The following is a 5642-nucleotide window of genomic DNA, read 5'->3' as shown; positions in this document are numbered from 1 at the left end:
GCGTGATGCGGGTACGACTCTCATCACCGGTATACTGGTTAACGTGATATTTACCGGTTGCGGCGTCATACCAGGTATCGATACCCACCACGATGCACTGTACGCCAAAGCGGTCCGCCAGACTCGTGATAAGCTCCGGGTCAGCCAGCGCCGGGGAGTTGATGGAGATTTTATCTGCCCCGAAGGAGAGAATACGCGCCGCATCATCGATGGACTTAATCCCACCGGCAACGCAGAACGGAATGTCGATCACTTCCGCCACGCGTGATACCCAGCTTTTATCGACTACACGGCCATCGCTGGAGGCGGTGATATCGTAGAAGACCAGTTCATCTGCGCCTTCATCTGCATAGCGTTTTGCCAGCGGAACGATGTCGCCAATAATTTCGTGATTGCGAAACTGGACGCCTTTTACCACCTGTCCATCGCGAACGTCCAGACAAGGAATTATGCGTTTTGCCAGCATTGGATGGCCTCCTCAACGGTGAACTTACCTTCCAACAGGGCTCGTCCGACGATCACGCCGCCAACCCCAGTCCCGCGCAGGGCGGCTACGTCCTCAATTCCACCTATACCGCCAGATGACTGAAACGCCACCTGCGGATATTTAGCGCACACTTCTTCATAAAGCGCGACGTTTGAACCCGCCAGCGTACCGTCGCGGGAGATATCAGTGCACAGCACATGCTTCAGACCAACGGGTAAATAGGTTTCCACCAGCTCTTCCAGTGAAACCCCGGAATCTTCCTGCCAGCCGCTGACCGCAACCTGTTTATTACCGTGTTCGTCAATGCGTACGTCCAGCGCCAGCACCAGCGCGTCGGCGCCAAAACGGGTAAACCAGCTCTTAACTTCCTCGGGGGATTTTACCGCTGTCGAACCGACCACCACGCGCGCCACGCCGGCGTCAAGCAGGGCCGCAACGTCCGCTTCAGTACGCACACCGCCGCCAACCTGCACCGGAACATTGACGCCCGCGACCAGCGTTTTAATCAGCGGTATTTGTCGTTTCTGCGGATCTTTTGCCCCGGTCAGATCGACCAGGTGCAGTACCTGTGCGCCTTGTGCCGCGTAATCCTGCAGGCGGGGCAGTGGATCGTTGCCGTAATCACGTTGCTGTGCGTAATCACCCTGATGAAGACGCACCACCGTGCCGTCGATTAAATCTAATGCCGGAATAATCATTACATCTCCAGAAAGTTTTTCAGCAACTGCGCCCCAGCCGCACCCGAACGTTCCGGGTGGAACTGCACGCCAAAGAAATTGTCCTTTTGGACTGCCGCGGTAAACGGTTCACCGTAATGACACTGGGCGATGGTCCATGGGTTCACTGGCATCGCGTAGCTGTGGACAAAGTAGAAATAGGCCCCATCGTCAATACCCTGGAACAGACGATTGCCTGCTTGTGGATACACACGGTTCCATCCCATATGCGGCAGCGGCAGGCCAAAATCGGTCATTTTGGGGACGTCCTGTTCAATAATGCCCAGCAGGGAGACACCGTTACTCTCTTCGCTGCGGCGACCAAGCAGTTGCATACCTAAGCAGATCCCCAGCACCGGTTGTGTACAGGCCTTAATCAGCTCAATAAGTTCACGCTCGTGCAACTGGTCCATAGCCGCCTGCGCAGTACCAACGCCGGGTAGAAATAGCTTATCGGCCCGGAGCACCACATCCGCATCGCGGCTGACAACCGGGTCGTATCCATGGCGCGCAACGGCGGATTTCACCGAATTCAGGTTGGCGCAGCCGGTATCCAGGATCACCACGTTCATTACAGCACTCCTTTTGAGGAGGGTAGCGTATCGCCTTCTACGCGAATCGCCTGACGCAGCGTGCGGCCAAAGGCTTTAAACAGGCTTTCCACACGGTGGTGGTCATTTTTTCCTTTGGTTTTCAGGTGCAGGGTAACGCCCATGGTGTAGGAGAGTGAGCGGAAGAAGTGTTCAATCATCTCCGTGCTCAGATCGCCAACGCGCTGGTAGGTAAACTCAGCGCGGTATTCCAGGTGAGGACGTCCGGAGATATCCAGCGCGCAACGTGCCAGACATTCGTCCATCGGCAGGACAAAACCAAAACGGTTGATACCACGTTTATCACCTAATGCCAGCTTTAAGGCCTCACCCAGCGCCAGACCGGTATCTTCTACGGTGTGGTGATCGTCAATATACAGATCGCCTTTGACGGCTATCTCCATACGGAAACCGCCGTGGGTGGCGATTTGATCCAACATGTGGTCAAAGAAGCCAACGCCAGTATTGATTTTGCTTTGGCCTTCGCGGTCCAGCCAGACTTTGACGTCAATCTGCGTTTCTTTGGTATTGCGCTCAACGTGGGCGTAGCGGTCACGTTTGGTCAACTGCTCGCCGATCATCGCCCAGTTCAGGGTGTCCCGGTGATAGCGTAATCCGCTAATCCCCATGTTTTCAGCCAGTTGAATATCTGTGGCACGATCGCCAATGACGTAGCTGTTCTCGGTGTCCATAGCCTGTTCAACCAGATACTGCTCAACCAGCTTCACTTTTGGCTTACGGCAAGCACACTCATCGGCCGGCAAGTGCGGGCAAATCAGCACGTCATCAAACCTCACGCCCTGAGAGGTGAATATTTGCATCATCAGGTTATGCGGACCGTCAAAATCAGCCTGTGGAAAGCTCTGGGTTCCCAGTCCATCCTGGTTGGTGATCATCACCAGCTTAAAACCCGCTTTTTGCAGTTTCAGCAAAACAGGAACGACTTCCGGCTCAAAAGCCAGTTTGTCAAAGCGATCGACCTGAAAGTCACTTGGCGGTTCGGAAATCAGGGTTCCATCACGGTCTATAAAAAGATACTTCTGGCTCATACTTGCTCCGCACGTAAGGCGTCAATGACGCGCTGGCTCTCTTCACGGGTTCCGACAGTAATACGCAGGCAGCCGCTTAACGAGGGTTGTTTGTTCTGGTCTCGTAAGATAATGCCCTGATCCCACAAAGATTTAAATACGCTGCTGGAGGCGGTGAAGCGCGCCAGAACATAGTTGGTTTCAGAATCGAATACCTGTTCTACACAGCGAATTGTTTTCAGGTTTTCCACCAGGTACTGACGCTCTTGCAGGATCTGCTGGACGCGTTGGCGCATGGCGGCAACCCCTTGCGGCGTCAGCGCCTGGGCGGCGATATCCGCCACCGGTGTAGAGAGGGGGTAAGGGGCGATCACCTTTAACAGCAGATTGATAATTTCTTCATTTGCCAGCGTAAACCCGCAGCGTAAACCGGCGAGAGCAAACGCTTTGGATAGTGTGCGTAAAATTACCAGGTGCGGATATTCAGACAGCCAGCCCGCCAGCGTGGCCTGCGGGCAAAACTCGATATACGCTTCATCGGCAACCACGATAGCTTTACCCTGCGTCATATCGAGCAGCGAACGCAGATCCTGTGGCTTAATCAACTGGCCCGTTGGGTTATTAGGGCTGCATACGTAGACCACCTTCACACCATCAAGCTTGTCCGCGATACCTTGTAAATCCAGTTGCCAGTCGTCAAGTGTCGGGACGGTACGGCATTCAACGCCAATCGTTTCAGCGCTGACGCTGTACATGCCGTAAGTCGGCGGACAGTACAGAATCGCATCTTTACCCGGCTCGCAAAAAGCGCGCACCAGCAGCTCGATCCCTTCATCTGCGCCACGACTGACCAGCACCTGCTCCGGCTTGACGCCTGCATACTGCGCGTAATTCTCAATCACGGCTTTCGGCTGGCACTCCGGGTAGCGGTTCAGCGTTTGCTGACTTAGCTGAAACTCAACGGCGGTGGGATATTCATTCGCATTGAGCCAGACGTCGCCGTTACCGCCAAGACGGCGGGCAGACTGATAAGGCGTTAACTCGCGGACATTCTTACGGGCTAAATCAGTGACGCTGAGAAAGTTGTCAGTGCTCATGCTTGCTCCTTCAGGGCGTTAACGCGCAGGGTGACGGCATTTTTGTGGGCGGTCAGCAGCTCAGCCGCGGCCAGGGTTTCAATGGTGGCGGCCAGCGCAGAGAAACCTTGTGGTGTTAATTCCTGTATGGTCATCCGTTTCTGGAAATCAGCCAGCCCCAGACTGGAACAGGTTGTGGTATAGCCGTAAGTTGGCAGCACGTGGTTAGTACCGGAAGCATAGTCGCCTGCGGATTCCGGCGACCAGTCACCAAGGAACACCGAACCGGCGCTGATAATGCCTTCCACCAGCTCACGTGCGTTGCGGGTCTGAATGATCAGGTGCTCCGGACCGTAGGCGTTGGAGATTTCAACGCACTGTGCCAGATCTTTCGCCACGATTAAACGGCTGGCGGAGAGCGCCTGACGCGCGGTGTCGGCGCGGGACAGCTCGGCGAGCTGGCGTTCAACGGCTTCGGCCACGCCTTCGGCAAGCTTAGCGTCCGGCGTCAGCAGGATCACCTGCGAGTCCGGGCCGTGCTCGGCCTGAGAGAGCAGGTCGGAGGCGACAAAATCCGGCGTTGCGCCGCTGTCAGCGATAACCAATACTTCGGACGGTCCGGCGGGCATATCGATTGCCGCGCCGTCAAGACGCTGGCTGACCTGGCGCTTGGCTTCGGTCACATAGGCGTTGCCCGGCCCAAAGATTTTATCGACTTTTGGAATAGACTCCGTGCCCAGTGCCAGCGCGGCAATGGCCTGTGCGCCGCCCACGTTAAACACTTCTTTCACGCCACAGAGTTGCGCGGCGTAGAGGATTTCATCGGCAATCGGCGGCGGCGAGCACAGCACCACTTTTTTACAGCCCGCGATACGCGCCGGGGTCGCCAGCATTAATACGGTAGAGAACAGCGGTGCCGATCCCCCTGGAATATACAGGCCCACGGAAGCGATGGGGCGGGTAACCTGCTGGCAGCGCACGCCCGGCTGGGTTTCGATATCCACCGGCGGCAGGATCTGCGCGCTGTGGAAAGTATCAATATTACGTACTGCCGCCTGCATGGCTTGTTTCAGCTCGTCGCTCAGACGATTCCCGGCCTGCTGAATTTCTTCCTCAGTGACGCGCAGCGCGCCGACCTCGGTTTTATCAAACTTCGCGCTGTATTCGCGCAATGCCTGGTCGCCGTTGTTTTTGACATTTTCAAGGATCTCGGCCACCGTGCGGCTAATGCTTTCAGAGGCGGAAATCGCTGGGCGCATCAGTAATTCGCGCTGCTGCTCAGGGCTACAGCTATTCCAGTCAATCAGGGTATTGAAGCTCATGGTCGTTACTCCATCATCTTCTCAATCGGCAGCACCAGAATGGAGCTGGCGCCGAGCGCTTTCAGTTTTTCCATTGTTTCCCAGAACAGGGTTTCGCTGCTGACCATGTGCATGGCCACGCGCTGCTGATCACCCGCCAGTGGCAGAATGGTTGGGCGCTCAGCGCCAGGCAGCAGGGCGATAACTTCGTCCAGACGCTCGCTCGGTGCGTGCATCATGATGTATTTGGATTCGCGAGCCTGAATAACCCCCTGGATGCGGGTCAGTAGTTTGTCGATCAGTTGCTGTTTGGCTGCGGCCATTTCGCCATCGCGCTGAATCAGACACGCTTTAGAGCGGTAAATCACTTCCACTTCACGCAGACCATTAGCTTCAAGCGTCGCGCCGGTTGACACTAGATCGCAGATTGCATCGGCCAGGCCC

Annotated in this window: 7 protein-coding genes; all 7 read right to left on the bottom strand. The window is 55.8% G+C overall.

Features of this window, described 5'->3' with window-relative positions:
• Positions 1-466: HisA/HisF-related TIM barrel protein (locus KQJ18_RS21045; RefSeq protein WP_216422661.1), on the bottom strand; the 466-nt coding region annotated here is incomplete at its 3' end.
• Positions 448-1185, bottom strand: coding sequence for a 1-(5-phosphoribosyl)-5-[(5-phosphoribosylamino)methylideneamino]imidazole-4-carboxamide isomerase (hisA, locus tag KQJ18_RS21040; RefSeq protein WP_069323519.1), 738 nt, complete (start codon positions 1183-1185; stop codon positions 448-450). The genes hisA and KQJ18_RS21045, both read right to left, overlap by 19 nt.
• Positions 1185-1775: an imidazole glycerol phosphate synthase subunit HisH gene (hisH, locus tag KQJ18_RS21035; RefSeq protein ID WP_038641727.1), complete on the bottom strand. Its 591-nt coding sequence runs from the start codon at positions 1773-1775 to the stop codon at positions 1185-1187. Before hisH ends, hisA begins: the two co-directional genes overlap by 1 nt.
• Positions 1775-2842, bottom strand: a complete 1068-nt coding sequence (gene hisB / locus KQJ18_RS21030; RefSeq protein WP_069323520.1) for a bifunctional histidinol-phosphatase/imidazoleglycerol-phosphate dehydratase HisB — start codon at positions 2840-2842, stop codon at positions 1775-1777. Before hisB ends, hisH begins: the two co-directional genes overlap by 1 nt.
• Entirely contained in the window at positions 2839-3918 is a 1080-nt protein-coding gene (hisC, locus tag KQJ18_RS21025) for a histidinol-phosphate transaminase (RefSeq protein WP_121529232.1), read from the bottom strand. The genes hisB and hisC overlap by 4 nt, the downstream gene beginning before the upstream one ends.
• The gene (gene hisD / locus KQJ18_RS21020; protein ID WP_216422660.1) at positions 3915-5219 is read right to left on the bottom strand and encodes a histidinol dehydrogenase; all 1305 of its coding nucleotides are present in this window, start codon (positions 5217-5219) and stop codon (positions 3915-3917) included. The genes hisC and hisD overlap by 4 nt, the downstream gene beginning before the upstream one ends.
• 5 nt (positions 5220-5224) lie before the next feature.
• On the bottom strand, positions 5225-5642 hold a 418-nt coding region (hisG, locus tag KQJ18_RS21015; RefSeq protein WP_216422658.1), incomplete at its 5' end, for an ATP phosphoribosyltransferase.

This window comes from Citrobacter sp. S55_ASV_140 (assembly GCF_018919505.1).
GTDB classification, from domain to species: domain Bacteria; phylum Pseudomonadota; class Gammaproteobacteria; order Enterobacterales; family Enterobacteriaceae; genus Citrobacter; species Citrobacter werkmanii.
Note: the sequence above shows the minus strand (reverse complement) of the source record. Positions and strands in the feature narration are given on the sequence as shown.